The 25294-nt window shown below is 69.3% G+C and carries 19 protein-coding genes and 1 tRNA gene; 9 read left to right on the top strand and 11 right to left on the bottom strand.

The window, feature by feature from the left end; all coding sequences use genetic code 11:
- Positions 1 to 65 precede the first annotated feature (65 nt).
- The 4 genes from EOINJALH_RS09620 (at position 66) to EOINJALH_RS09605 (ending at position 5451) form a co-directional block, all read left to right on the top strand.
- A complete protein-coding gene (locus EOINJALH_RS09620; protein WP_234413753.1) occupies positions 66 to 2417 on the top strand; it encodes a trehalose-6-phosphate synthase in 2352 nt (783 codons plus the stop codon).
- A gap of 25 nt (positions 2418 to 2442) precedes the next feature.
- Positions 2443 to 3249 carry a trehalose-phosphatase gene (gene otsB, locus EOINJALH_RS09615; protein ID WP_234413752.1) on the top strand — a complete coding sequence of 269 codons (807 nt, stop codon included), beginning with the start codon at positions 2443 to 2445 and terminating at the stop codon, positions 3247 to 3249.
- 43 nt (positions 3250 to 3292) lie between these two features.
- Entirely contained in the window at positions 3293 to 3832 is a 540-nt protein-coding gene (locus EOINJALH_RS09610) for a MarR family winged helix-turn-helix transcriptional regulator (protein WP_088280135.1), read from the top strand.
- A gap of 224 nt (positions 3833 to 4056) precedes the next feature.
- Positions 4057 to 5451, top strand: coding sequence for a chloride channel protein (locus tag EOINJALH_RS09605; protein ID WP_199873272.1), 1395 nt, complete (start codon positions 4057 to 4059; stop codon positions 5449 to 5451).
- Between the two features lie 114 nt (positions 5452 to 5565).
- Here the strand turns inward: EOINJALH_RS09605 and EOINJALH_RS09600 are convergent, their stop codons facing one another.
- Positions 5566 to 6414 (bottom strand): tetratricopeptide repeat protein, encoded by an 849-nt coding sequence (locus EOINJALH_RS09600; protein WP_088280134.1) that lies wholly within the window; start codon positions 6412 to 6414, stop codon positions 5566 to 5568.
- Positions 6415 to 6424: 10 nt separating this feature from the next.
- A complete protein-coding gene (locus EOINJALH_RS09595) occupies positions 6425 to 6910 on the bottom strand; it encodes a GNAT family N-acetyltransferase (protein ID WP_088280133.1) in 486 nt (161 codons plus the stop codon).
- Between the two features lie 99 nt (positions 6911 to 7009).
- Here EOINJALH_RS09595 and EOINJALH_RS09590 point away from each other — a divergent pair, with 99 nt between their 5' ends.
- Positions 7010 to 7951 carry an alpha/beta fold hydrolase gene (locus EOINJALH_RS09590; protein ID WP_088280132.1) on the top strand — a complete coding sequence of 314 codons (942 nt, stop codon included), beginning with the start codon at positions 7010 to 7012 and terminating at the stop codon, positions 7949 to 7951.
- 11 nt (positions 7952 to 7962) lie between these two features.
- Here the strand turns inward: EOINJALH_RS09590 and EOINJALH_RS09585 are convergent, their stop codons facing one another.
- The 6 genes from EOINJALH_RS09585 to EOINJALH_RS09560 form a co-directional block, all read right to left on the bottom strand.
- Positions 7963 to 8613 (bottom strand): PolC-type DNA polymerase III, encoded by a 651-nt coding sequence (locus EOINJALH_RS09585; RefSeq protein ID WP_158219710.1) that lies wholly within the window; start codon positions 8611 to 8613, stop codon positions 7963 to 7965.
- Between the two features lie 11 nt (positions 8614 to 8624).
- Entirely contained in the window at positions 8625 to 10544 is a 1920-nt protein-coding gene (locus EOINJALH_RS09580; protein ID WP_088280131.1) for a DUF294 nucleotidyltransferase-like domain-containing protein, read from the bottom strand.
- 189 nt (positions 10545 to 10733) lie between these two features.
- Positions 10734 to 12857: a sodium:solute symporter family protein gene (locus tag EOINJALH_RS09575; protein WP_088280130.1), complete on the bottom strand. Its 2124-nt coding sequence runs from the start codon at positions 12855 to 12857 to the stop codon at positions 10734 to 10736.
- A gap of 1 nt (position 12858) precedes the next feature.
- Positions 12859 to 13116, bottom strand: a complete 258-nt coding sequence (locus EOINJALH_RS09570; protein WP_088280129.1) for a DUF4212 domain-containing protein — start codon at positions 13114 to 13116, stop codon at positions 12859 to 12861.
- 106 nt (positions 13117 to 13222) lie between these two features.
- Entirely contained in the window at positions 13223 to 13798 is a 576-nt protein-coding gene (locus EOINJALH_RS09565) for a tetratricopeptide repeat protein (RefSeq protein ID WP_088280128.1), read from the bottom strand.
- Entirely contained in the window at positions 13795 to 14091 is a 297-nt protein-coding gene (locus tag EOINJALH_RS09560; RefSeq protein WP_088280127.1) for a hypothetical protein, read from the bottom strand. The genes EOINJALH_RS09565 and EOINJALH_RS09560 overlap by 4 nt, the downstream gene beginning before the upstream one ends.
- 202 nt (positions 14092 to 14293) lie before the next feature.
- On the opposite strand from EOINJALH_RS09560, the gene prfB reads away from it, so the two are divergent.
- From prfB to EOINJALH_RS09540, 4 genes are all read left to right on the top strand, one after another.
- Positions 14294 to 15398 (top strand): peptide chain release factor 2 gene (prfB, locus tag EOINJALH_RS09555; protein WP_144289952.1). Its coding sequence is split into 2 segments (ribosomal slippage): positions 14294 to 14374 and positions 14376 to 15398, totalling 1104 coding nucleotides; the frame shifts between segments, so codons are not numbered across the junction.
- A gap of 83 nt (positions 15399 to 15481) precedes the next feature.
- The gene (gene pepN / locus EOINJALH_RS09550) at positions 15482 to 18172 is read left to right on the top strand and encodes an aminopeptidase N (protein ID WP_088280126.1); all 2691 of its coding nucleotides are present in this window, start codon (positions 15482 to 15484) and stop codon (positions 18170 to 18172) included.
- 52 nt (positions 18173 to 18224) lie between these two features.
- On the top strand, positions 18225 to 19232 hold the full coding sequence (locus EOINJALH_RS09545; RefSeq protein ID WP_088280125.1) for a class 1 fructose-bisphosphatase: 1008 nt from the start codon (positions 18225 to 18227) through the stop codon (positions 19230 to 19232).
- A gap of 107 nt (positions 19233 to 19339) precedes the next feature.
- Positions 19340 to 19415, top strand: a tRNA-Thr gene (locus EOINJALH_RS09540).
- A gap of 296 nt (positions 19416 to 19711) precedes the next feature.
- On the opposite strand, the gene EOINJALH_RS31140 is transcribed toward EOINJALH_RS09540, so the two are convergent.
- The 3 genes from EOINJALH_RS31140 to EOINJALH_RS09535 all read right to left on the bottom strand — a co-directional run bounded on the left by EOINJALH_RS31140 (position 19712) and on the right by EOINJALH_RS09535 (position 25023).
- On the bottom strand, positions 19712 to 20488 hold the full coding sequence (locus tag EOINJALH_RS31140) for a hypothetical protein (protein WP_144289951.1): 777 nt from the start codon (positions 20486 to 20488) through the stop codon (positions 19712 to 19714).
- 162 nt (positions 20489 to 20650) lie between these two features.
- A complete protein-coding gene (locus tag EOINJALH_RS31135; protein WP_144289950.1) occupies positions 20651 to 21253 on the bottom strand; it encodes a hypothetical protein in 603 nt (200 codons plus the stop codon).
- A gap of 272 nt (positions 21254 to 21525) precedes the next feature.
- Positions 21526 to 25023, bottom strand: coding sequence for a pyruvate carboxylase (locus EOINJALH_RS09535; protein WP_088280124.1), 3498 nt, complete (start codon positions 25021 to 25023; stop codon positions 21526 to 21528).
- Positions 25024 to 25294 lie beyond the last annotated feature (271 nt).

The raw sequence follows: 25294 nt of genomic DNA, 5'->3' as shown, positions 1-25294 counted from the left end.
ATATACTGCGACGCATCGATGACCCCCTCCCCGCCCATCCACCGCACCCTCGCCGGACGTTCCTCGTGGCCCTGAAGACCTTCCGCCTCCAACTCAGGTTCCTGCTGCCGCTGGTGGTGACGCTCGTGGTCGCCACCACGCTGGCGGTGCCGCTGTTGGAGCAGGTCACGCTGCGTTGGTTCAGTCGCGACCTGAACAGTCGGGGCGTGCTGGTGGCCAACACGCTGTCCGATTCCATCGGCGACGCGTTCGCGTCCGGCCGCCTGGGCCGCTTGCAGCCCCTGTTCGATCGATCGGCCCAGGACGAACGGCTGGTGGCCATCGGGCTGTGCGACACCCGCAACCGGCTGCTCCAGAGCACCAGCCGCTATCCGGACACGCTGAGCTGCGCGTCCGCCCTCGACATCGCCCGACGCGCCGACCCGCAGCTGGCGTTGGCCGGGGGTGCAGTGCACGTCGGCGTCCACGAGGTCATGGGCCACCTGCCGCCCCCGATGCCGCCTCCGATGGTGAACCCGGCGCCCGAGGTGCTGCCCGAGAGCGAGGTGGCGGCGCTGTACCCCGTGCCGGCACCGGCCGCCGCGGTGGAGGCCGCGCCCGAGCTGGTCGGACGGCTGGTGCTGCTGCACGACCTCAGCTTCATCGACCGGCGCAGCCAGGACACCCGGCGCTACCTCATCGGGCTGATCGCCGGGCTCGGCCTGGTGATCGCCCTGATCACCGTGGTGGTGGCACAACTCAGCTGGCGCGGCTGGATCAATGGCGCCCGGGCCCTGATGCGCGGCGAAGGCCTGCTCAGCCCGCTGATGCCCTCGCCCGAACTGGCGCCGCTGGCCGCCGACCTGCGGGCGCGGCTGCGCGACCTCGAGGACGAGTTCCGCCGGTCGCAAGGCCCCGAAGTCGAATGGACGGCCGACCGGCTGCGCACCCTGCTGCGCACGCAGCTGAGCGGCGACCAGGTGATCGTGGTGTCCAACCGCGAGCCCTACATCCACGAGCGCGAGGGCGACGGCGTGGTGGTCCGGCGCCCGGCCAGCGGCCTGGTCACCGCGGTCGAGCCGGTGATGCGCGCGTGCTCGGGCACCTGGGTGGCCCATGGCAGCGGCAGCGCCGACCGCGACGTGGTCGACGACAGCGACCGCGTGGCGGTGCCGCCGGGCCATGGCGACTACCTGCTGCGCCGCGTGTGGCTCACGGCCGAGGAGGAGCAAGGCTACTACTACGGCTTCGCCAACGAGGGCCTCTGGCCTCTGTGCCACGTGGCGCACGTGCGGCCGGTGTTCCGCGAATCGGACTGGGAGGCCTACCGCGCCATCAACCAGCGCTTCGCCGATGCGGTCGTCGCCGAAGCGCGCGGCAAGGACCCCGTGGTGCTGGTGCAGGACTACCACTTCGCGCTGCTGCCGGCGATGATCCGCGAGCGGCTGCCCGAAGCCACCATCCTGACCTTCTGGCACATCCCCTGGCCCAACCCCGAATCGTTCGGCATCTGCCCGTGGCGCCGTGAGATCCTGCAGGGCATGCTGGGCAGCACCATCCTCGGCTTCCACACCCGCTACCACTGCAAGAACTTCATCGAGACGGTGGACCGCTACCTCGAGGCGCGCATCGAGCACGAGCACTCCACCATTGCCTATGGCTCGAAGGAGACGCTGGTCGAGAGCTACCCGATCTCCATCGATTGGCCGGCCGAGGCCGACGTGCGTGCCTGGCCGTCGGCGGGCGAATGCCGCCGACGCGTGATCGAGCGGCTGAACCTGCCCGCCGATGCCTGCATCGCGGTCGGCGTCGACCGCTTCGACTACACCAAGGGCATCCTCGAGCGGCTCAACGCGGTGGAACGGCTGCTGGAGAAATGGCCGGTGTGGATCGGCCGCTTCGTCATCGTGCAGGTGGCCGCGCCCTCGCGCTCCACGCTGGACGAGTACCGCGCCCTGCAGGAGCGGGTGCAGCGCCTGACGGACCGCATCAACCTGCGCTTCGGTCGGCCCGGGTACCAGCCGGTGCACCTGCTGGCACAGCACCATGAGCACGCCGCCGTGACCGAACTGTTCCGCGCTGCGGACATCTGCGTGGTCACCAGCCTGCACGACGGCATGAACCTGGTCTGCAAGGAGTTCGTGGCCGCGCGCGACGACCTGCGCGGCGTGCTCGTGCTGAGCCGCTTCGCCGGGGCCGCCCGCGAGATGCCGGAAGCGCTGATCGTGAACCCCTATCACGTCGAGGAAACGGCCGATGCGCTGTACCGCGCCGCCACCATGCCGCTCGCCGAACAGCGCGAGCGCATGGCCAGCCTGCGCAGCACGGTGCGCGAGTTCAACGTGTTCCGCTGGGCCGGCCGCATGCTGGCCGACGCCGGCCGCTGGCGCCTGCGGGCCCGCATCGAGGCCCGGGTGCGGCGCTACCAGTCCGACTGACGGGCCCGCGCCGATGCCGGGCCGGATGCAACACATCTTCAGCGCCGCGGGCCAGGCCGCACTGGCCGCCGTGCTGCGACGCCGCCCCCTGCTGGCCTTCGACTTCGACGGCACGCTGGCGCCCATCGTGGCCCGCCCCCACGACGCGAGGGCGCCGCTGGCGGTGGCCACCCAGATGGCCGCGCTGGGCCGCCACCTGCCGGTGGCCATCGTCACCGGGCGATCGGTGGACGATGTGCGGGGACGGCTCGGCTTCGAGCCGCACTTCATCGTTGGCAACCACGGCGCCGACACGGGCCACGACGCCGACCCGGCGGGTGCCCGTGAGCATGCCCTGGACCGGCTGCGCGAGGCGATCGTGCTGAGCGACGCCGCCCTGGCCGCCGCTGGCGTGCTGGTCGAGGACAAGGGCTTGTCGATCGCGCTGCACTACCGCCTGTCGCCCGACCGGCCGGCGGCCCTGGCACTGATCCACGAACTCACCTCGAGGTACGGGCACGGGCTGCGGCAGTTCAGCGGCAAGATGGTCGAGAACGTCGTGGCGTCCGATGCCCCCGACAAGGCCGATGCCGTGTGGGCGCTGATGGCCCGGTGCGCCGCACCCTGCGTGTTCTTTGCGGGCGACGACGTCAACGACGAGCCGGTGTTCGCCGCGGCGCCGCCGGATTGGCTGACCCTGCGCGTCGGCCGAGACAGCACGGCCTCGTCGGCGCATTTCGTCCTGGACAGCCCGGCCAGCATGGCCGTGCTGCTGCAGCGGATGGCGGGCCTGCTCGACACGGCGGGGCCGGCGCGCCGAAGCCTGGAACCGGGACACCCCCGAGGCGACTGACCGAGCGGCCGAGCCGCCATCCGGGCGCCCCTATCATGTCGCCATGGCCCCCTCGAAGCGCGCACCCAGACCGGCGTCCAAACGTCCTGCCAGGGCCGCGGCCGACCCGTCCAGCGACACCGTCGAGCTGTCGGCGGCCCGCGTGCTGCGGCAATTCCGGGTGGTGTTCAACGCCGTCAAGACGCACTTCCAGCAGGTCGAACGCCGGGTGGGCCTCGGCGGCGCGCAGATCTGGGCCTTGAGCGTGATCCGCGCGAACCCGGGCATCGGCGTCAACGACCTGTCCCTGGCGATGGACATCCATCAGACCACCGCCAGCAATCTCGTCAAGGCCCTGGTGGTGGCCGGCCTGGTGGCCGCCGAGAAGAACGGGCCCGATCGGCGCGCCGTGCACCTGCGCATCCTGCCCGCCGGCACCCAGGTGCTGCGCAAGACACCGGGCCCGTTCGCGGGCGTGCTGCCCGAGGCCCTGGGGCAGCTCGACGCCGACACACTCAACCGGCTCGAGCAAGATCTGGCGCTGCTGATCACCATGCTCCATGCCGACGAGCGGGCCGCCGGCATACCCTTGGCGCAGATGTAGCCACGGCCTCCGCGCCAGGGCGAGCGAAGCCCTGCCCTGTCCGGGCCAAGCACCGATCGATGGCTGGTACCCGGCTTGCATTGGTCCAAATACAATTCGCGCCGACCCAGGGCGCCCGAGCGCGACGCGCCATCCGGGCTTCACCCTCATTGCCGCCCAGGCACTCCGCGATGCCCCCAGACGCCCCCCCGCCGCCGACCTGGCCCGCTTGGTTCCACCGCCTCATGCGGCTGCTCGGCGCTTTCCTGCACGGCGGCTGGCGCACGGTGCGCGATGTCGATCCCGATTTCTGGCACAACCTGCGACGCGAACTGCTGGCCGGCCGCCAGTGGTTCGACCGCGCCGTGGTGCTGGCCGTCGCCGCGGGCACCGGCCTGGTCGTGGTGGGCTTCACCTTGCTGGCCGAGGCGGCGATCCATGGCTTCCGGTGGGTCGAACAGTCGGGGCCGCTGGGCCCCTGGCTGACCCTGGTCTGGACGCCCGCACTCACCGTGGCGGTGCTGTGGTGGACGCGCCGATACGTGCCCGGCGCGTTGGGTTCCGGCATCCCGCAGGTCGTGCGGGCGCTGGACGACGACCTGCCCCCCTCGCAGCAGGCCTGGCTGGTGTCGCTGCGGCTGTCGCTGCACAAGATCGGCCTGGTCTCGTGTGGCCTGCTGGCGGGCCTGTCCATCGGCCGCGAAGGGCCGACGGTGCAGGTCGGCGCCGGGGCCATGGTGCAGGCGCGGCGCTGGCTGTCGCCGCAGTCGGGCATCGACGCGCACGACCTGATGGTGGCCGGTGCCGCCGCCGGCATCGCCGCGGCGTTCAACACGCCGCTGGGCGGCATCGTCTTCGCGCTCGAGCAACTCACCCGTCGGCGCGGCATCCACCACAGTTCGCTGGTCATCGCCAGCATCGTGCTGGCGGGCCTGGTGGCCGTGGCCGTGTTCGGCAACGAGACCTACTTCGGCCGCCTGCGCGTGCAGCAGATGGGCTGGTCCCTGCTGCTGCCCGGCCTGATGGTGGCACTGGCCGCGGGGCTGGCGGGCGGCCTGTTCGCGCGCTTGATCGTCGTGTCGATGCGCGGCCTGCCCGACCGGTTCAGCCGCTGGCGCGCAGCCCACCCCTTGCGCTTTGCCGCCGGCTGCGGGCTGGGCGTGGCGGTGATCGGCCTGGCCACCGGCGGCGCCACGGCCGGCGCCGGCTACGCCACCACCCGCGCGCTGCTCGAAGGCCAGGGCGAGCTGCCTGGCGTCTACACCTTGCTGAAGTTCTGCGCCACCTGGCTGTCGGCCTGGAGCGGCGTGCCGGCGGGTGTGTTCGCCCCGTCGCTGGCCATCGGCGCGGGCATCGGCCACGATGTCGCGCTGTTCGCCGGCGTCGGCAAGGAGGCGGCGATCCCGTTGATCGCGATGGGCATGGCCGGGTTCCTCGCCGCCACCACCGGCGGCCCGATCACCGCCTTCATCATCGTGATGGAAATGGTGTCGGGCCAGGCCATGGTGCTCAGCCTGATGGCCTGCTCGCTGCTGTCCAGCGGCGTGGCGCGCCTGGTCACCAAGCCGATGTACCTCGAACTGGCCGGCCTGCTGGCCTTGCCGCCCGCGCCGCCCGACGAACCCACGGCGCCGCGTTGACCGGTGCCACCCGCCCGATGGCCGCTGGCAGCCCGGCGCACGCCACGCCAGGGCCCACCGGTCCACCAGCAGGCCCGGTCAATCGGCCCGGTTCGGCGTGCGGCTCGCCCGAACTCAGCGCAGGCTGTCGCGCAGCGCCTCCTGGCGCGCCGCCTCGTCGGGCCGGCCCATCGCCCGTTGCAGGATGGCCAGTTCGTCGTGCACGTAGCGGTCGCTGCGCCCTGACTCGGCCAGGGACCTGGCCAGCGCCTGCTGCGCGGCCAGCGCCTCGTCGAGGCGGCCCAGCAGGCGCAGCGTGTGCGCCACCATCCACCGCGCCACGTGGACGCGGTCGGCCCGGCCCTGCGCCCGGTAGGTGGCCAAGGCCTGCTGGTAGGCGTCCAGTGCGTCAGCGTGCCGCCCGGCGTCGTTGAGCGCCACCCCCATGTTGTGCCAGGCCGCCGCGTCCCAGGCGCGCGCCTGCGGGTCCGTGGCGGCACGGGCATAGGCCAGCACGCGGCGGTTGGCCGCCAGTTGCGCCTCCAGGCCCGGGGCCACCAGCGCCTCCATGTGCAGCGCATCGGCCGCCAGGGCCTGCAGTGACGACGCCTGGGCTCGCGCGAAGGCGCGCTCGAACAAGGGCTTCGCCTCCGCCGGCCGCCCCGACGAGCGCAGCGTGCGACCACGCTCGAGCAGCGCCCTCACCTGGGGCTCGGCACCGGCCGCGGCCAGCAGCGGCTCGATCGCGTCGAGTTCGGCGAAGGCCTCGTCGAAGCGGCCGCGCAGGCCCAGCGTGCGGGCGATCTGCGTGCGCAGCACGAGTGCCTCGTCGCCGCCGGCGCCTGCCAGCGCGGCACGAAAACGCTGCTCGCTCTCGGCGGGCCGGGCGTAGTCCCAGAGCGCCGCCACGTCCACCGCGGCGCGCGGGGCTGCGCAGGCCACCATCAGCGCGACGGTGCCGCCGCCCAGCGCGAGGCGCAGCACCCGGCGAGGTTCAGCGCCCACCGCCCAGCGCGGTCAAGGCCTCGCCGGTGACACGGCAGATGCGCCAGTCGGGCATCACCGTGGCGCCCATCGACTGGTAGAAGCCGATGGCGTGGGCGTTCCAGTCGAGCACCGACCACTCGAAGCGGCCCATGTCGCGCTCGACCGCCAGTGCGGCCACCTGGCGCAGCAACTGCCGTCCGATGCCGCTGCCACGGTGCGCCGGCTGCACGTAGAGGTCTTCGAGGTAGATCCCGGGCTTGCCCAGGAAGGTCGAGAAGTTGGTGAAGAACAGCGCGAAGCCGACCACCGAGCCACCCACCTCGGCCACCAGCGATTCGGCCACCGGCCGGTCGCCGAACAGGTGGGTGTGCAGCGACTCGGGCGTCACCTGCAGCAGGTGCTCGAGGTGCTCGAAGGCGGCGAGTTCGCCGATCAGGCCGACGATGGCCGACAGGTCGCGCGGCTCGGCGGCGCGCAGGGTGGAGGTGTCCAACGGGGTGTCCTCGGCGTGGATCGGGTCTCGGCGATTCTGGCACCCGGTTGTCGCCGACGCTGCAGACCGGCCGAGCCGGTGCCCACTACAGTGCCGGCGATGAGCTCGACCTACACCCCGCGCCGCAGCGCGACCCACCGCCACCTTCACCTGCGCGGGCTGGACCACCACCTCAGCGTCTGGGGCGACCTCGCCGCGCCGTCCGACCTGCCGCTGCTGGTGATGGTGCACGGCTTCATGGACGTGGGCGCGTCGTTCCAGTTCGTCGTCGATGCGATGGCCGGGCGCGCCGGCAACGGCCCCTCGCCGGCCGCCGACCGCTGCGTCGTCGCACCCGACTGGCGCGGCTTCGGCGGCACGCGGCCCGCCGCCGGCACCGATGCCTACTGGTTCGCCGACTACCTGGGCGACCTCGACGCCCTGCTCGACGCGCTGTCGCCCGACCGCCCGGTCGACCTGCTGGGTCACAGCATGGGCGGCAACGTGGTGATGACCTACGCCGGCGTGCGGCCCCAGCGCATCCGGCGGCTGGTCAACCTCGAAGGCTTCGGCCTGCCCGACACGCCGCCGGACGAGGCACCAAGGCGCCTGGCCCAGTGGCTCGACCAACTGCGCGAACCCGCCGGCCTGAAGCCCTACGCCAGCCTGGCCGAGGTGGCCGGGCGCCTTCAGCGCAACAACCCGCGGCTGCCGGCCGACAAGGCCGCGTGGCTGGCCGCGCACTGGGCCGAGCAGCGCGCCGATGGCCAGTGGCACCTGCGCGCCGACCCGGCCCACCGGCGCGTCAACCCGGTGCCCTACCGCGCCAGCGAGGCCATCGCCACCTGGTCTCGCATCACCGCGCCGCTGCTGTGGGTGGAAGGCGGCGACAGCCGGCCCGATTCGCACTGGGGCGGCCGCTACAGCCACGCCGAGTTCCACCAGCGCCTGGCCCACGTGCCGCAGGTGCGCCGTGCCGCCCTGCCCGGCGCCGGCCACATGCTGCACCACGACCAGCCCGAGGCGCTGGCGCACGAACTGGACGCGTTCCTTTCGAGCTAGGCTTCGACCCCTCAGGACGGCAGCCAGCGCCGCTGCGCCGCCAGCGCGGCGCTCGCCTTGAAGCCAGGCCGGGCAAGCTGCGCGCGCAGCGCCGGCCACAGCATCAGCAGCAGTTCGGCCGTGGCCAGCGTGTCGGCCGCGGCCTGGTGGCGCACCGCGCAACGGATGCCGAAGTGCGCCATCCAGTCGTCCAGTGCCCGGGCCTTGACCTGCGGGTGCAGCACCTCGGCCAGCGGCGCCAGGTCGAGCCAGGGGTTGGGCAGGCGCCGGCCGAGCGCGGCCTGGCAGGCCCGGTCGATCAGGGTCTGGTCGAAGGCCGCATGAAAGGCCACCAGCGGCGAGGCCCCGACGAAATCCGCCAGCGACTGCAGGGCCGCGTCGGGCCGCACGCCCCGACGCTGTGCCCCCACGCCGATGCCATGCAGCAGGATGTTGGCCTTGTCGGGCTGTGCCGCATCGACCGGTTGCCGCAGCACCACCTCGAAGCTGTCGCCCAGCGCGATGCGGGGCGGGCCGCCATCCAGCCGAACCGCGATGGCGGCGATGGCCAGCAGGCGGTCGCGCTGAGCGTCCAGGCCGCTGGACTCGACGTCGAGCACCACCCAGCGGGTGTCGTCGAGGGGCGGGGCCGGCGAGACCCAGCACTTGAGCGCGTCGAACACGGGCGGATCCGTCAGCGCTGGTAGTCGAGCTCGAGGCGCTGCTGCAGGCGGCGGGCCACGCGGCAGGTTTCCTTGAGCATGCGGTGGTCGATGTCGTTGAGCGTGTCCACGTCGATGAGGTTCGGGTTGCCGTCGGGCGACGCGATGGCGCCGGCGGCCTCGCCGATCTGCACCTGCAGCCGCAGCATCTGCAGGTACTCGAAGCCGCTGATCCAGGCCTCGCTCTCCGCCGCGGCCACGCGCATCAACGGGCCCACCGCCTCGAGCCGATCGCGCGTGCCCAGTGCGGGCACGCCATGCGCCAAGGCGAACAGCCGTGCCGCGTCGACGAACAGCGCCGTGCCCTGCAGCTTGAGGTCGAACGCCGCCCGGCCGCCGACGTCGCGGGTGTCGATGGCACCGCGCCAGTTCAGTGGCGCGCGCTGTCGCAGCGAGTTGTCGGCCATCTGCTTGAGGAAGCGCGGCACGCGGGCTGCTTCGCGCACCAGCATCTCGCGCAGCGGCGCGGCCAGCGCCTGGTGGCCCACCAGAGGGCGCAGGTCGAAGTAGATGCTGGCGTTGAGCAGGTCCTCCGGCGCGCCGCGCTCGATCCAGTCGGCAAAGCGCTGCCGCCATTCGGCCGGCGTCAGACAGCAGGCCGGGTTGCCGGCCATCACCAGGCCCTTGCACAGCGGGTAGCCGCAGCTGTCGAGCGCCTCGTTGACCACCCGCGCGAAGGCCAGCCAGGCCGGCCGGTCGCGCTCGGCGTCGTCGCTGTCGAAGATCAGGCCATTGTCCTGGTCGGTGGCCACGGTCTGCTCGCTGCGGCCCTCGGAGCCGAAGGCCAGCCAGCAGGCGCGCGACAGGTCCAGGCCGTGGCGCTCGGCCACCAGTTGCACCAGCCGCTCGGTGAGCACGTCGTTGAGGTGGCTGATCAGTTCGGTGAGCTGCCGCGCCTGAACACCCTGGCCCAGCAGGTTGGCGGCGAATCGGCGGATCTGCCCGGCCAGTGGCGGCAGCGCCTGCACCTCGTGCGCGGCGCGGATCTGCGTGCTCAGCTGCTTCAGCGACAGCCGCTGCAGCGCGAACAGGTCGCGCTCGGAGACGATGTTGACGAGCACCCCGCCCTCGGTCACCGGCACGTGCCGCACCCCGTGGCGCGACATCAGCAACGCCGCGTCCTGCAGCGTGTGCGCGGTGGTCAGCGAGTGGATCGGCGTGCTCATCACGTCTGCGATCGGCGTGGACAGCGCGCGTTGCGGCAGCGTCACCCGGCCCAGGATGTCGTGCCGTGTGAGGATGCCGTGCGGCGCACCCGCGGCATCGGTGACCAGCACCGAGCCGACCCGCCGATCGTGCATCGCCGCCAGCGCCTGCGACAGCGGCGTGTCGGCGGCGCAGGCCAGCGGCGACTTGCGCGCCAGCGTGTCGAGCCGCGCCTCGAGCGACTGCTCCGCCAGCGTGTGCGACGACACCGCCGCCTGCACCGCCCGGCGCGACAGCTCGAGGAACTGCATCACCCGGTGGTTGAGGAAATCGGCGAAGCGCGGGCTGACCGCGGCCAGGGCCTGCATCGCGTCGGCCGGCAGCACCAGGCAGAAGGTGTCTTCATTGGCGGTGTAGGTGGCGCTGACCGCGCGCTGGCCCAGCACCGCGCCCACCGGGAACAGGTCGCCGGCCACGTACTCGATCGGGCCCGACAGGTCTGCCACGCCCCGGCGGCCGGTGACGCTGCCGCTGCGGATGCAGTACAGCGCCGGCACCGGCCCCGACGCGGGCTCGAGCACCACCTCGTCGGGCGCGAAATAGGCCTGGGCGGACCCGGCGATGAACTGGTCGACATGCGCCGGCGCCATGTGCGAGAACGGCAGCTTGCGCATCAGCTCGGTGCGCAGGTTGGCAAGCAGGCTGCTCGAGGGCGTTGGGCGGACGCTGGCCGGCGTGTCGGACATCGGTGACCTCGGGCGGTGAGGGGTGGACGATCTTAGTGGGAGATCCGGGCTGCGGGGCTTGACGCCGATCGAACCGGCACCCGCCGAGGCGGCACGGGCGGAACGAAAAAAGGGCCGCGCCCCTTGCGGAACGCGGCCCCAGGGCCATCGAACCGCCGTGCCGAAGCACGGCGGTCGAAGACACCAAGCTCAGGCCTTGCCCATCTTCAGGTTCGGGTAGCGGACATGCTCGACCAGCTCTTGCGTGTCCTGGCGCGGCTGGCCCGTGAACAGGCTGACCACGATGATCACCAGGAAGCCCAGCGGCACGCCGAACACGCCGGCCGAGATCGGCAGGATGCCGAACCACAGGTCCACCGGCGAGGTGACACCGAAGACGCCGCGCAGCCAGGCCTGGTTCTGCACCATGTAGTACACGGTGATGCCCAGGCCGGCGATCATGCCCAGCGACGCACCCCACTTGTTGGCCCGCTTCCAGAAGATGCCGAGCGTGAGCGCCGGGAAGAACGCTGCCGCCGCGAACGAGAACGCCGCAGACACCAGGAACAGGATGTCCGCCGGTTTCTGCGCCGCCACGTAGGCCGCGCACAGGGCCACCACCAGCAGCAGGGCCTTCGAGATGGTGACACGCCGCGCGGTGGAGGCGTTGGGATCGATCATCTTGTAGTAGAGGTCGTGCGACAGCGCGTTGGCGATGGTCAGCAGCAGGCCATCGGCTGTGGACAGCGCCGCAGCCAGGCCGCCGGCGGCCACCAGGCCGGACACCACATAGGGCAGGCCACCGATCTCGGGCGTGGCCAGCACGATGATGTCGCCGCCGATGCGCATCTCGCCCAGCTGGAAGATGCCGTCCTTGTTGATGTCGATCACCGACAGCAGCGTCGGGTCGACCCTCGCCCAGTTGGCGATCCAGACCGGCAGCTTGTCGAACGGTGTGCCCACCAGCACGCTGAACACCTCGTACTTCACCAGCACCGCCAGGGCCGGCGCGGTGAAATACAGCAGGAAGATGAAGAACAGCGACCAGGTCACCGACTCGCGCGCCTCCTTCACCGAGGGCGTGGTGTAGTAGCGCATCAGGATGTGCGGCAGCGCGGCCGTGCCCACCATCAGGCAGAACACCAGCGCCAGGAAGTTGCGGCGCGACTCGTTGAAGGTCTTCTGCGCCTTCTCGTCGCCGTTCGGGTCGCCGGCAAACTGCTTGGCGTGGTCGGGCATGCCGGCCAGGGGCTTGGCACGGCCCTCGTTGGCCGCCTTGGCCGCCGTCCAGGCCTTCTTTGCCTCGGCCTCGTCCTTGGGCAGGCCGGCCAGGGCCTTCTCGGCGGCCTGGATGTCGACCACCGCGCCGTTGGAGGCCCGCAGATCGTCCAGCTTCTTCTGCGCCGCGGCCTTGTCGGCGGCCAGCGCGGCGGGCACGTCCTTCAGCTTGGCACCGAACTCGTCGGCCTTGGCCTTGAATGCGGCGATGACCTCGAGCTCCTTCGGATCCTTCTTGAGCTGCGCCTCGCGCTCGGTGATCTTGGCCAGCTGGTAGCCGTAGATCGCCTGCGGGATCGGCACGCCGGTCTGCTTCACCGACAGCCACACCACCGGGATCATGTAGGCCACGATCAGGATGATGTACTGGGCCACCTGCGTCCAGGTGACCGCGCGCATGCCGCCGAGGAACGAGCACACCAGGATGCCGCCCAGACCCACGAAGATGCCCACCTCGAAGGCCAGCCCGGTGAGCCGCGCGGTGATCAGGCCCACGCCATAGATCTGCGCCACCACGTAGGTGAACGAGCACAGGATGGCCGCCAGGATGCCCAGGAAGCGGGGCAGGTTGCCCTCGAAGCGCGCGCCCAGGAAGTCGGGGATGGTGAACTGGCCGAACTTGCGCAGGTAGGGCGCCAGGAACAGCGCCACCAGGCAGTAGCCGCCGGTCCAGCCCAGGATGAAGGCCAGGCCGCCGAAGCCGGTGAGGTACAGCGTGCCGGCCATGCCGATGAACGAGGCCGCGCTCATCCAGTCGGCGCCGGTGGCCATGCCGTTGTAGACCGCGGGCACGCGGCGGCCGGCCACGTAGTACTCGGCGGCGTCGGTGGTGCGGCTCATGATGCCGATGCCGGCATACAGGCCTACCGTGGCCAGCAGGAAGATGAAGCCGATCCAGTTGCGGGGCAGCCCCATCTGCTCGAGGATCGCCAGGGCGACCACGAACACCAGGAAGCCGCCGGTGTACCAGCCGTACACCTTGGAGAGCTGGTCCTTGAAGGCCTTGTTGCCGGCGGTACCGCCGCCGGTGCCATGGTCGAACATTGAGCCTGCCATGTCATTCCTCCTCGGCAACGCCGTGTTCCTGGTCCAGCAGGTTCATGTACCGTGCGTAGTACCAGATGATGATGCAGTAGACGATCAGCGCGCCCTGGGAAGCCACCCAGAAGCTGAAAGGCCAACCGAAGAAGGTGAAGTTCAGGTCACGGGCCCAGTAGCCGATGACGAAGGTCACGAAGAACCAGATGGCCAGAAGGATCCCGGTGATGCGCAGATTCTTCGACCAATACTGTTTGTGCTTCTCTGTCAATTGCATGGCATACGCCTCCAGTTTGCTCTCGATGAACTCGCCGGGGCGATACCCGGCACAACGACGCTCTCCCCTGGCCGGCCGCCTCGTGGGCATGCCCGGTCGTCTGCCGTCACGGCGCCAGCCCGGTTTCGCGCTCGAGCTGAGCCGCCACCTTGGGTTCGAACCCGTGCAGGTGGCGGATGATCTTCCGCGTGGCCTCGGGGTCGTGACGATCCATGTGCACCCGGGCCAGTTGGTACCAGCCGTAGGGGCTCATGGGTTGCAGTTCGGTGTTGCGCTTGAGCGCGGCCACGGCGTCGTCGTAACGCCCCAGGCGGATGAGCACCAGGCCCAGGCCGTACCAGGCGCGGTCGAGCGCGGGGTCCTGTCCGACGGCCTCTCGGAAGGCCGCCTCGGCTTCGCTGAGCTGGCCTTCCGCTTCGAGCAGATAGGCCAGGTTGAACCAATGCGCCGCATTGGCCGCGGGATGGTGCTGCACCAGCGCACGCGCATCGGCCAGCGCCAGGTGCGGGTGACCGCACTGCGCATGCAGGTGGGCCCGGCTGGCCAGTGCGTAGGCGTCGGCGGGCCAGCGCTGCAGCATGCTGTCGAACACGCTGCGGGCCTGTTCGCGGCGACCAAGCACGAGCCAGGTCATCGCTTGCAGGCGCAGCAACAGGTGGGGCAGTCCGCGGGACGGGTTCATCGACACAGGTTGACTCCGGTTTCGAGACAGATCGACACCTTCGAGATCGTGGCCACGACCCACGCGAAGGCCAACACCAGGAAGGCCACCAGCGGCAGGTGCTGGTCGAGCACGAGGCGCGGCGTGATCAGCCGCGCGGCCCGCACGAACGGTGTGGTGAGCACCTGAAGCAGGCGATAGAACAGGTTCGAGTCGCGTCGTTTGCCTGCCAGCAGGCCGAGCAGCCACTGCCCGGCAAATGCCAACAGGGCAATCTCAGCAACCAGCTTGACCGAGGACACCAGAAGCAGCATCGCGACACTCCGAGAACGCTCCGAGAACGCTTGCATGTCAGGATCGGCATACGGTCTTACGGCTTTCTGACATATGACTCCCCCTCGGTGAAGCCCCCCATCGGACAAACCCGCAGGTATCCAGGCTCATGTCAAGACAAGCGCCTCTCGGATGGGCCCGTGCGAGAATCCAGGCTTAATTTCCGAGCCCGCACCCCTACCCATGGACATCGAACGCATCAACGCCATCGGCTCGCTGCTTGCCGATCTGAGCGCCCGCACCAAGCAGCTCCGGGGGTATCTTTGACTACGATCGCAAAGCGCTTCGGCTGAACGAGGTCAACGCCGCGCTCGAGAACCCGAGCGTCTGGAGCGAGCCCAAACGGGCGCAGGAACTGGGCCGCGAAAAGAAGGCGCTCGAGAACGTGGTCGGCACGATCGACCACCTCGAAAGCAACTTGTCTGACAACACCGAGCTGTACGAGATGTCCAAGGCCGACGAGGCCTTCGACGACCTGCTGGCCATCGAGGCCGATGCCAACGCCCTGCGCGAGACGGTGGAGCAGCTCGAGTTCCGCCGCATGTTCAGCAACCCCGCCGACCCGCTGAACTGCTTCGTCGACATCCAGGCCGGTGCCGGCGGCACCGAGGCCTGCGACTGGGCCGGCATGCTGCTGCGCCAGTACCTCAAGTACTGCGAGCGCAAGGGCTTCAAGGCCACGCTCGAGGACGAGACCGCAGGCGACGTGGCCGGCATCAAGAGCGCCACCATCAAGGTCGAGGGCGACTACGCCTTCGGCCACCTGCGCACCGAAACCGGCGTGCACCGCCTGGTGCGCAAGAGCCCCTTCGATTCCGCAGGCGGGCGCCACACCAGCTTCGCATCGCTGTTCGTCTACCCCGAGATCGACGACTCGATCGAGATCGAGATCAACCCCGCCGACGTGCGCGTGGACACCTTCCGGGCCAGCGGCGCCGGCGGCCAGCACATCAACAAGACCGATTCCGCGGTGCGGCTCACCCACATCCCCACCGGCATCGTGGTGCAGTGCCAGGACGGCCGCAGCCAGCACGGCAACCGCGACGTGGCCTGGAAGCGCCTGCGCTCGCGGCTGTACGACCACGAGATGCGCAAGCGCCAGGAAGAGCAGCAGAAGCTCGAGGACACCAAGACCGACGTCGGCTGGGGCCACCAGATCCGCAGCTATGTGCTCGACCAGAGCCGCATCAAGGACCTGCGCACCAACGTCGAGACCAGCAACACCCAGAAAGTGCTCGACGGTGACCTCGACCAGTTCATCGAGGCCAGCCTGAAACACGGCTTGTGAGTCGGCGCGCGCCGGCGGCGCCGCCACGGCGCGCCGGTGCCCTGCCGCGAGACGAGACGACAAGACACAGAGAGAGACAAGCCATGCGTGAAGGACCCGCCACCGCCATCCGCCGCGAAGACTACGCCGCGCCGGCCTTCTGGATCCGCAGTGCCGAACTGGTGTTCGACCTCGAGCCGGCGAAGACCATCGTCGCCAGCCGGCTGACGATCGAGCGCAACGCCGATGTGCCGGAAGGCCGGCCGCTCGAACTGCACGGCGAGGGCCTCACGCTGCTGCGTGTGCTGGCCGATGGCGCGAGTGTGTCGTTTCGCCACGAGAACAATCTGCTGGTGATCGACCAGCCGCCCGCGGCGGCGCGCTTCGTGCTGGAGATCCGCAACACCTGCGCGCCCGAAAAGAACACCGCGCTGTCGGGCCTGTACACCTCGGGCGGGGGCTTCTTCACGCAGTGCGAGGCCGAGGGCTTCCGCCGCATCACCTACTTCCTGGACCGGCCCGACGTGATGGCCGTGTTCACCGTCACGCTGCGCGCCGACAAGACCCGCTACCCGGTGCTGCTGTCCAACGGCAACCTGGTCGAGACCGCAGAGCTCGACAACGGCCGCCACCTCGCCAAGTGGCACGACCCCTTCCCCAAGCCCTGCTACCTGTTCGCCCTGGTGGCCGCCGACCTGGTGTGCCGCGAGCAGCGCATCCGCGCCCGCTCGGGCCGCGACCACCTGCTGCAGGTGTACGTGCGCCGCGGCGACCTGGGCAAGACCGAGCACGCGATGAACTCGCTGATCGCCTCGGTGGCCTGGGACGAGGCGCGCTTCGGCCTGTCGCTCGATCTCGAACGCTTCATGATCGTCGCGGTGAGCGACTTCAACATGGGCGCGATGGAGAACAAGGGCCTCAACATCTTCAACACCAAGTACGTGCTGGCCAGCCCGGCCACCGCCACCGACGACGACTTCGTCGGCGTCGAGAGCGTGGTCGGCCACGAGTACTTCCACAACTGGACCGGCAACCGCATCACCTGCCGCGACTGGTTCCAGCTGTCGCTGAAGGAAGGCCTCACGGTCTACCGCGACCAGGAGTTCTCGATGGACATGGCCGGCAGCCCGTCGGCCCGGGCCGTCAAGCGCATCGGCGACGTGCGCGCGCTGCGCGCCGTGCAGTTCCCCGAGGACGCCGGCCCGATGGCCCACCCGGTGCGCCCCGACAGCTACGTCGAGATCAACAACTTCTACACCGCCACCGTCTACGAGAAGGGCGCCGAGGTGGTGCGCATGATGGCCACGCTGGTCGGCCGCGACGGCTTTCGCCGCGGCATGGACCTGTACTTCCAGCGGCACGACGGCCAGGCCGTCACCTGCGACGACTTCGCCCAAGCCATCGCCGACGCCAACCCCGGCAGCGCGCTGGCGCAGCACCTGCCCGTCTTCAAGCGCTGGTACGCCCAGGCCGGCACGCCCACGCTGCAGGCCCGCGGCACGCACGATGCCGCCGCGCGGCGCTACACGCTCACGCTGCGGCAGCGCGCCACACCCTCGCCCGGCCAGCCCGACAAGCAGCCCTTCGTCATGCCGGTGGCCATGGGCCTGCTCGGCGCCGACGGCCGCGGCCTGCCGCTGCAACTGGAAGGCGAGGCCGCGCCCGCCGGCACCGAGCGCGTGCTGGTGCTGACACAGGCCGAGCAGTCCTATGTGTTCGAAGGCATCGACGCGCCGCCGGTGCCGTCGCTGCTGCGCGGTTTCTCGGCGCCGACCCGGCTCGACGACGGTCTGGACGACGCCTCGCTGCGGGTGCTGCTGCGCCACGACGCCGACCCCTTCAACCGCTGGGAAGCCGGACAGCGGCTGACGCTGCGCTGCATGCAGACGGCGCTGCGCGACGGCACCGCGCCGACGCTCACCGACGATCACATCGACGCGCTGCGCGGCCTCCTCCGGCACACAGCGCTCGACGCGGCCTTCAAGGAGCAGGTGCTGAGCCTGCCGACCGAGTCGTACGTGGCCGAGCATGCCGACTCGGTCGACCCGCAGCGCATCCACACCGTGCGCGAGCAGCTGCGCCAGCAGCTCGCCGAGCGGTTCCAGGCCGACTGGGCCTGGGCCTTCGAGGCGCACCAGGTGCGCGAGGGCTTCCGCCCCGAGCCGGGGCAGGCGGGGGCCCGTGCGCTGGCCAACCTGGCGCTGCAGATGCTGGTGCTGCAGGCCGTGCGCACCGGCGACACGGTGTGGCCCGGCCGCGCCTACCAACGCTGCAAGGACGCGGCGCCGATGGCCGAACGCTATGGCGCGCTGCAGGCGCTGGTCGACGCCCATGCCGACCTGGCCGAGCCGGCGCTGGCGCAGTTCCGCGCCCGTTTCGCCGACGAGCCGCTGGTCATCGACAAGTGGTTCATGCTGCAGGCCGAGGCGCCCGAGCCGCTGGGCAGCGGCGCCGGCCGCGTGTTCCAGCGCGTCAAGGCGCTGATGCAGCACCCCGACTTCTCGCTGAAGAACCCCAACCGCGCACGCAGCCTGCTGGTGAGCCTGTGCATGCGCAACCCGGCCGCCTTCCACCGCGCCGACGCCGCCGGCTACGTGTTCTGGGCCGACCGCGTCATCGAGCTCGACGCGCTGAACCCGCAGCTGGCCGCGCGCCTGGCCCGGTCGATGGACCGCTGGAGCCACCTCGCCGAGCCCTGGCGCAGCGCCGCCCGCGAGGCCATCGCCCGCGTCGCCGCCAAGGCCGACCTCAGCAACGACGTCCGCGAGATCGTCACCAAGGCGCTGGACGCCTGAGCCTCGCCGGTCCACCGCCACCGCACCACCTCCGCACCACCGCAGACGCCCCATGAAACGCATCAGCCTCACCCAGTACCTGGTCGAACAGCAGCGCGAGCACAGCCGCATCCCGCCGCCGCTGCGCCTGCTGATCGAGGTGGTGGCGCGCGCCTGCAAGCACATCGCGATCTCGGTCAACAAGGGCGCGCTGGGCGACGTGCTGGGCAGCGCCGACACCGAGAACGTGCAGGGCGAGGTGCAGAAGAAGCTCGACGTCATCGCCAACGAGGTGCTGATCGAGGCCAACGAATGGGGCGGCCACCTCGCGGCCATGGCCAGCGAGGAAATGGACTCGATCCACATCGTGCCCAACCGCTACCCGCAGGGCGAGTACCTGCTGCTGTTCGACCCGCTCGACGGCTCGTCCAACATCGACGTCAACGTCTCCATCGGCACCATCTTCTCGGTGCTGCGCAAGGTGGGCCACCACCAGGGCATCAGCGAGGACGACTTCCTGCAGCCCGGCAAGGCCCAGGCCGCCGCCGGCTACTGCGTCTACGGCCCGCAGACCACGCTGGTGCTGACGCTGGGCGACGGGGTGCACATGTTCACGCTCGACCGCGAGACCGGCTCGTGGGTGATGACGGCCAACCACATCCAGATCCCGCACGACACCAAGGAATTCGCGATCAACATGAGCAACCTGCGCCACTGGGCCCGGCCGGTGCGCAAGTACATCGACGAATGCCTGGCCGGCAAGGACGGCCCGCGCGGCAAGGACTTCAACATGCGCTGGGTGGCCAGCATGGTGGCCGACGTGCACCGCATCCTCACCCGCGGCGGCGTCTTCCTGTACCCCTGGGACCAGCGCGAGCCGGCCAAGCCCGGCAAGCTGCGCCTGATGTACGAGGCCAACCCGATGGCCTTCCTGGTGGAGCAGGCCGGCGGCCTGGCCACCAACGGGCAGCAGCGCATCATGGACATCGTGCCCACCAAGCTGCACGAGCGTGTGGGCGTGGTGCTGGGCTCGCGCCACGAGGTCGAGCGCGTCAACGCGTACCACGCCGAAGGCGCCTGAGCGACACGACAAGGGCATCCGAGCGCCCCGCCGCGAGGCGAGTTGAGCATTTCGCCGCAGTCCCGGCCGGAAAGCCCCGCGGGACAGGCTATACTCTTGGGCTTCACGCCGGTGTAGCTCAGTTGGTAGAGCAGCGCATTCGTAATGCGAAGGTCACCAGTTCGATTCCGGTCACCGGCACCAATGAAATCAAGGGCTTAGACGCAGCGATGCTTCTAGGCCCTTGTCCTTTTGCAGGTCAGGTTGGTGGCCGTGCAATCCAACTAGCGAAGCGATCAGGTTCACCGGAACCTCATGGCGGCTGACTCGCCGGCGAGCCTCTCGGGATCGACCGGTAGGCCGTCGACCGGCTTCGCGTGAGCAGACCCAGTAAGAACGGCCCCAAGGTCGCTCACAATCGACGGAATTAGCTGCGCCGAGCACCTCAACTCAACGCGCATGCGTACTCACATATGACTAGGAGTGCGCATTGATTCAGCCTACTGCTTCGCACCGCTTACGGCACTGGCCGGCTTAGCTCCGGCCGTCGAAACATAACCTGCGCCCGACTTTAGCTGAGTGTTTTCAGTACCGGCGAGAATCTTTTTTTCCAAGGCGGCCTGGGCCGAAATTAATTGCTCTGATGCCTCAACCTGCCGCTTCATCAGGTTAATAGATGCATCGTGCTTTGCATCTGCATCGCGACCGCCTTCGATCGTTAGCCAAATCTGCCAACCGGCCAATGCCACGGAGACAATGAGCGCCGCAACTGCGACCCACAGCGAGTGCTTGGCCTTTCGAATTTGCTTGTCAGCGACAAGTTGACTCTGCTCGACCCCAAGCATCCACTCAGGCACGACCTTATCAACAATTACGCTTGACAAGTTGCCGACTGCCTTCGCTACGTCAGCGGTCTGTCGGGCTAAGGCCTCAACGTTTTCTGCTGCGCGTTCAGAGGCCTGCATGCTTCGCGAAGCGGTCTCACGCTGCTCTTGGTAGGAGCCGAATGCTGCCCCGCTGAACTCCGAAGGAAGTTCAACATTCGGCTGCATTGGCGACTGCAGCCCAAAGCCCAATACACTATCCAAATCACTAGGAACCGGAGTTCCAAGCATCCGACTGGCTTCACGTACATCACGCGTCAATCTATCCAACTCCCACAAAGCGTGCATGTCGTACCCAGCCATGCCACTTCCACCCAGCGCATCCAAGACACTGCGCAACTTGTCGTTTGCACCAACTATGTCTTGCTTGGTCTGCTCGGACAGCGAAGACAACCCAGCGTATCCGCCCAGAAGTTGACTGATTTCCCTAGCGTCCAAAGCACTTATCCTCTCTATCCGAAGAGGCCTTTGAGTAAGCACACTTCACTTGTGTCTCAACAGATCTCTGTTTTGGTTCAAGAAGCAGAGTTGTTTTAGTCGACAGTGCCGGCAGTTCTACCTTTTTGTCGGCTCAAGCTCCGCTTCAGTAATCCTTGAACTGATCCGCCGCAAATGTTCAAACACTGCGCTCCGGTCAACTGAGTAGACGCGCCCGGCGGCGGTCCTTACCTGCGCGACATAGATCAAGGACGAGAATGCCTCGGACGCTTCGTTTTCGCTTAGTATTCGCCAGACCGAGTTGTCGACCTTCGTTTGCTGGGTGTCGCCGATATCAACTGTCGAAAGAGTCTTGACGTGCCGACCAAAGACATCGAATACGTGCATCCGTAGCTCGTATGCACTGATCGGTTCGCTGGGAATTACCTCAGTACTTGCCATGTACTGAAACTGTCCCGATCTCGATGCACCGCCGGACCTATATTGAATTAGAACTCCGGCATCACCCTTGATTTTTAATGGAGCCGACGGATCATTGAGGACAAACCATTCTCGTTTCAATGTCGAGGCCCGATTCAGCTTGACGTCCTCACCAAGATCCGTAACTACGCTGGTGCCTTCGAACCGACTCACGGTAAGGGCATTCTGTAGTGGCTTGGCGGTCTGCGCGATTGACGAACTCACTATGGCAGATAACGCTAGAACCAGCACAATCTTCATCATTTTCCTCCTCCCCAGGGAACAGCCCCTTCAGCCAAAAAACTTCGTACAGATCCGCCAGAACGATCAGGTAGCCGTCGGCAAGGTCGAAGTTTCCGCTACCGTGATCCAGCAATCAATGATTGCATGAGCAGAAGTCGCAAGCGCCCAAGATCGCTTTGCTCGGGCCAACCATCACGCAGAGCGACTTGCCTTGGCGGATCTCGGTATGGCCGGGCAATGTTCAGTGGCTTCGGGTTTGCCCGGTTCCTTATCTCACGAGGCTGAGCAGGTCACCCCGCCACCGCCCTCAACACCACCAGCAGGTCCTTCGCATTGACCCGGTCCCCGGGCGCGACCAGCACCGCTTCCACCTCGGCGTCGCGCTCGGCGGCCACGTGGGTTTCCATCTTCATCGCCTCCAGCGCCAGCAGCGTGGCGCCGGCGGCCACGCGCTGGCCCACCGTCACCGCCACGGTGACGATGGCGCCGGGCATCGGTGCGGCCACGTGGAAGGGGTTGGACGGGTCGGCCACCGGCCGCGCCGCATCGCCGCCGGCCAGGCCGATGGCCTGCACGCGCACCGTGCGCGATTGGCCGTTCAGCTCGAACTGCACCTTGTGCGCCGTCTCGCCGTCGGCGCTCACCGACTGCAGCGACAGCAGCAGCGCCTTGCCGGGGTCGATCTCCACCGCGATCTCCTGCTGCGGCTGCGGGCCGTAGAAGAACACCGGCGTGGGCAGCAGCGAGGTGTCGCCATACTGGCGGCGGTGCGCGCAGAACTCTCGCATCTGCTTGGGGTACATCAGGTACGAGGACAGCTGGCGCTCGTCCAGCGGCTGCTCGCACTCGCGCTCGCCCTGGGCGCGGGCGGCCTCCAGGTCCACCGGCGGCAGGCGGTCACCGGGGCGATAAGGCACCGGCGGCGCCTGGTCAGCACCGAGCTTGAGCACCTTGCGCGACAGCGCCTCGGGAAAGCCGTCGGGCGGAAAGCCCAGCTCGCCCTTGAACAGCGACACCACCGATTCGGGGAAGCCCACCTCGCGCGCCGGGTCGGCCACGTCGGCCGGCGTCAGGTCGCTGGCCACCATCACCAGCGCCATGTCGCCCACCACCTTGGACGTCGGCGTCACCTTGACGATGTCGCCGAACAGCCGGTTGACGTCGGCATAGGTCTGCGACACCTCGCTCCAGCGGTGGGCCAGGCCCAGCGAGCGCGCCTGCTCGCGCAGGTTGGTGTACTGGCCGCCGGGCATCTCGTGGCGGTACACATCGGCCGTGCCCGAGCGGATCTCGCTCTCGAAGGGTGCGTAGAAGCGGCGCACGCCCTCGAAGTAGGTGGACGCGTGGTGCAGCGCCATCGGCGACAGGCCGGGGTCGCGTTCGGTGCCGGCCAGCGCCGCGGCGATGGCCGACAGGTTGGGCTGCGAGGTCAGGCCGCTCATCGCGTCGAGCGCGCCGTCCACCGCGTCGCAGCCGGCGTCGATGGCCGCCAGCACCGACGCCGTCGAGGCGCCGCTGGTGTCGTGGGTGTGGAAGTGCACCGGCAGCCCGGTCTCGGCCTTCAGCGCCTTCACCAGCGCGGCGGCGGCACGCGGGCGGCACACGCCGGCCATGTCCTTGATGGCCAGCACGTGCACGCCGGCGCGCTGCAGCTCGCGGGCGATGCCCAGGTAGTAGGCCAGGCCGTACTTGGGCCGCGCGTCGTCGAACAGGTCGGCGGTGTAGCAGATGGCGCCCTCGCACAACGCGCCGCTGTCGAGCACCGCGTCGATGGCCACGCGCATGTTGGCCACCCAGTTGAGCGAATCGAAGACGCGGAACAGGTCGATGCCGCCCGCCGCCGCCTGCTGCACGAAGTGGCGCACCACGTTGTCGGCGTAGTTGGCGTAGCCCACCGCGTTCGAGCCACGCAGCAGCATCTGGAACAACAGGTTGGGCACGCGGCCACGCAGCTGCGCCAGGCGCTCCCACGGGTCTTCCTTCAGGAAGCGCAGCGCCACGTCGAAGGTGGCGCCGCCCCAGCATTCCAGCGAGAAGAGCTGCGGCAGTTCGTGCGCGTAGAACGGCGCGATCGGCAGCATGTCGGCCGTGCGCATGCGCGTGGCCAGCAGGCTCTGGTGGGCGTCGCGCAGCGTGGTGTCGGTGACCAGCACGCGCTGCTGCGCCAGCATCCACTGCGCAAAACCCTGCGGCCCCAGCGCCTGCAGCCGCTGGCGCGTGCCATCGGGCGGTGCGTCGACGGCAGTCACGCGCGGCAGCACCGGTTTGGGGAGAGGCAGCGCCGGAAGCGTGCGGCCATGCACCTCGGGGTTGCCATGCACCGTGATCTCGCCCAGGAAGGCCAGCAGCTTGCTCGCCCTGTCCTTGCGCGCGGTGAAGGCCAGCAGCTCGGGCGTGTTCTCGATGAAGCGGGTGGTGATGTGGCCGGCCACGAAGGCCGGGTGGTTGATCAGGTTTTCGAGGAACTGCAGGTTGGTGGCCACGCCGCGGATGCGGAACTCGCGCAGCGCGCGGTCCATGCGCTGGGTGGTCTCGGCGGCGCTGGGCGCCCAGGCCGTCACCTTGACCAGCAGCGAGTCGTAGTAGGGCGTGATCACCGCGCCGCCGTAGGCCGTGCCGGCGTCCAGCCGGATGCCGAAGCCGGCCGCGCTGCGGTAGGCGGCCAGGCGGCCGTAGTCGGGCAGGAAGCCGTTCTCGGGGTCTTCGGTGGTCACGCGGCACTGCAGCGCGTGGCCGTTGAGCGGGATCTGGTCCTGCGGCGGCACGCCGGTGGCGTGGCGGCCGCCCGGCTCGTCCTGCACCAGGCCGATGTGCGCGCCCTCGGTGATGCGGATCTGCGCCTTGACGATGTCCACGCCGGTGATCATCTCGGTCACCGTGTGCTCCACCTGGATGCGCGGGTTCACCTCGATGAAGTAACACTGGCCGTCGTCGGCATCCATCAGGAACTCGACCGTGCCGGCGTGGGTGTAGCCCACCGATCGCATCAGCCGGGTGGCGCTGCCGCACAGCGCGGCGCGGCCGGCGGCGTCCAGGTAGGGCGCGGGCGCGCGCTCCACCACCTTCTGGTTGCGCCGCTGGGCGGTGCAGTCGCGTTCGTGCAGGTGCACCAGGTTGCCGTGGTGGTCGCCCAGGATCTGCACCTCCACGTGGCGGGCGCGGCGGATCAGCTTTTCGAGGTAGACCTCGTCGTTGCCGAAGGCCGCCAGCGCCTCGCGCCGCGCCGCGGCCAGCGCGCCGGGCAGCCCGGATTCGTTCTCGATCACGCGCATGCCGCGCCCGCCGCCGCCCCAGCTGGCCTTCAGCATCACCGGGTAGCCGATGGACAGCGCCTGGCGCGCGCACTCGGCGTCGTCCAGTGGCAGCGGCGCGGTGGCCGGCATCACCGCCACGCCGGCGGCCACCGCCGCATGGCGCGCCGCCACCTTGTTGCCCAGCGTGCGCATCACCGACGGCGACGGGCCGATCCAGCGGATGCCGGCGGCGATCACCTGGTCGGCGAACTCGGGGTTCTCGGACAGGAAGCCGTAGCCCGGGTGGATGGCGTCGACGCCGGCCTGGCGCGCGATGCGCAGGATGTCGTCGCCGTCCAGGTAGGCCGCCAGCGGCTTCTGGCCCTCGCCCACCAGGTAGCTCTCGTCGGCCTTGAAGCGGTGCAGCGCCTGCCGGTCCTGCTGCGAGTAGATGGCCACCGTGCGGATGCGCATCTCGGACGCGGCGCGCATCACGCGGATGGCGATCTCGGATCGGTTGGCGATGAGCAGCGAGCGGATGGGGGTGTGGTCCATGGGGTGCGGCGAGGGGAGAAGTGGGTGATCGGCGCCCGCAAGTCCCGGGCCCGGGCATGCGCAGGGCGATCGACGGCGTCGACGCCGGCATTGGACCCGACAGGCCCGGCCCGCGAAAGGGCTTCGGGGCCTTGGCAAGGGTTCACCCGCGATGAAACTTGCTCGCCCCCGTGGCTGAAAAACATTCGCTGGCCGGAGCGCGGCGAAGCGTCGAACATCGGCCCCTGCCCTCACCTCAGCCGCTCATCACTCCGCCGGACCGATGCCCACC

This window comes from Ideonella sp. A 288, assembly GCF_002198735.1.
Classification (GTDB): Bacteria; Pseudomonadota; Gammaproteobacteria; order Burkholderiales; family Burkholderiaceae_C; genus Pseudaquabacterium.
The sequence above is the reverse complement of the archived record's forward strand: the minus strand, read 5'-3'. Positions and strand labels throughout refer to the sequence as shown.

What these genes read in the sequence shown, in the direction of transcription:
- EOINJALH_RS09570 (WP_088280129.1), bottom strand. Translation starts at nt 13,116, where the DNA reads ATGCAATTGACAGAGAAGCACAAACAGTATTGGTCGAAGAATCTGCGC.
- EOINJALH_RS09560 (WP_088280127.1), bottom strand. Translation starts at nt 14,091, where the DNA reads ATGCTGCTTCTGGTGTCCTCGGTCAAGCTGGTTGCTGAGATTGCCCTG.
- pepN (WP_088280126.1), top strand. Translation starts at nt 15,482, where the DNA reads ATGCGTGAAGGACCCGCCACCGCCATCCGCCGCGAAGACTACGCCGCG.
- EOINJALH_RS09590 (WP_088280132.1), top strand. Translation starts at nt 7,010, where the DNA reads ATGAGCTCGACCTACACCCCGCGCCGCAGCGCGACCCACCGCCACCTT.
- EOINJALH_RS09565 (WP_088280128.1), bottom strand. Translation starts at nt 13,798, where the DNA reads ATGAACCCGTCCCGCGGACTGCCCCACCTGTTGCTGCGCCTGCAAGCG.
- EOINJALH_RS09610 (WP_088280135.1), top strand. Translation starts at nt 3,293, where the DNA reads ATGGCCCCCTCGAAGCGCGCACCCAGACCGGCGTCCAAACGTCCTGCC.
- EOINJALH_RS09545 (WP_088280125.1), top strand. Translation starts at nt 18,225, where the DNA reads ATGAAACGCATCAGCCTCACCCAGTACCTGGTCGAACAGCAGCGCGAG.
- otsB (WP_234413752.1), top strand. Translation starts at nt 2,443, where the DNA reads ATGCAACACATCTTCAGCGCCGCGGGCCAGGCCGCACTGGCCGCCGTG.
- EOINJALH_RS09575 (WP_088280130.1), bottom strand. Translation starts at nt 12,857, where the DNA reads ATGGCAGGCTCAATGTTCGACCATGGCACCGGCGGCGGTACCGCCGGC.
- EOINJALH_RS09535 (WP_088280124.1), bottom strand. Translation starts at nt 25,023, where the DNA reads ATGGACCACACCCCCATCCGCTCGCTGCTCATCGCCAACCGATCCGAG.
- EOINJALH_RS31135 (WP_144289950.1), bottom strand. Translation starts at nt 21,253, where the DNA reads ATGAAGATTGTGCTGGTTCTAGCGTTATCTGCCATAGTGAGTTCGTCA.
- EOINJALH_RS09580 (WP_088280131.1), bottom strand. Translation starts at nt 10,544, where the DNA reads ATGTCCGACACGCCGGCCAGCGTCCGCCCAACGCCCTCGAGCAGCCTG.
- EOINJALH_RS09605 (WP_199873272.1), top strand. Translation starts at nt 4,057, where the DNA reads ATGCGGCTGCTCGGCGCTTTCCTGCACGGCGGCTGGCGCACGGTGCGC.